Annotated in this window: 1 protein-coding gene; it reads left to right on the forward strand. The window is 62.5% G+C overall.

The window, feature by feature from the left end:
• Positions 1 to 458 precede the first annotated feature (458 nt).
• A partial coding sequence (locus ACY45C_RS17105) for a DUF3099 domain-containing protein (RefSeq protein ID WP_462188564.1) occupies positions 459 to 750 on the forward strand: 292 nt, incomplete at its 3' end.

The raw sequence follows: 750 nt of genomic DNA on the forward strand, positions 1-750 counted from the left end.
CGACCGGCTGTTCATCCGGTCGGCGGATCCGGGCCGGATTCCCGTCCAACCTGGCGCCATCTAACACAGCGTCACCCGACATAGTGTTATTCGACACGATGTCATCTGACATAGGGGACGTAATGAAGTAACAAATACGTGATCGAGAGCATCATCGCAGGTCACAGGCCTGTGGAGGGTTCGAAACGCGCAAGTTATTTCATTTCGACTCCATAGTGCCACTTGACATAGTGCTATCTACCATAGTGTTACTTGACATGATGTCACACGACATAGTGCAACATGATGTTATCCGACATGGTGTCGTTCGACACGGCGCCCGGCGGGCGCCATGGTTCCTGGTCCGCACCGTCGCACGCCGGCCGCCAGCATTTTCCCAGGGCGCCGGTGAGGAGGATATTTGGAGGCGCGGGGCGGCGCACCGGTCGGGGAGTGAGAGCCATCGAGGTGTACGCGTGATGTTCAGGCGGCAGGACACGGTCCTGATCACGTCCGCGGCCCGGTCGCGGCAGTCGGACATCCATCGGCGGGAGGTGCGTTACCTCCTCTCGATGATGTTCCGGATGCTCTGCTTCGTGCTCGCCGTGGTCGCCTTCCACGGCTGGCTGCGGTTTGTCGCTGTCGCGATGGCCGTGATCATTCCGTGGGTCGCGGTGGTCATCGCCAATGGCGGTCCGGCGCCCGAACGCGACCGGCCCGCCAGCTACGATCCGGGCCAGCCGGCGGCGGGCGAGCCGCCGGCCCTGGAGG

It is taken from the genome of Frankia sp. CcWB2, from assembly GCF_977927585.1.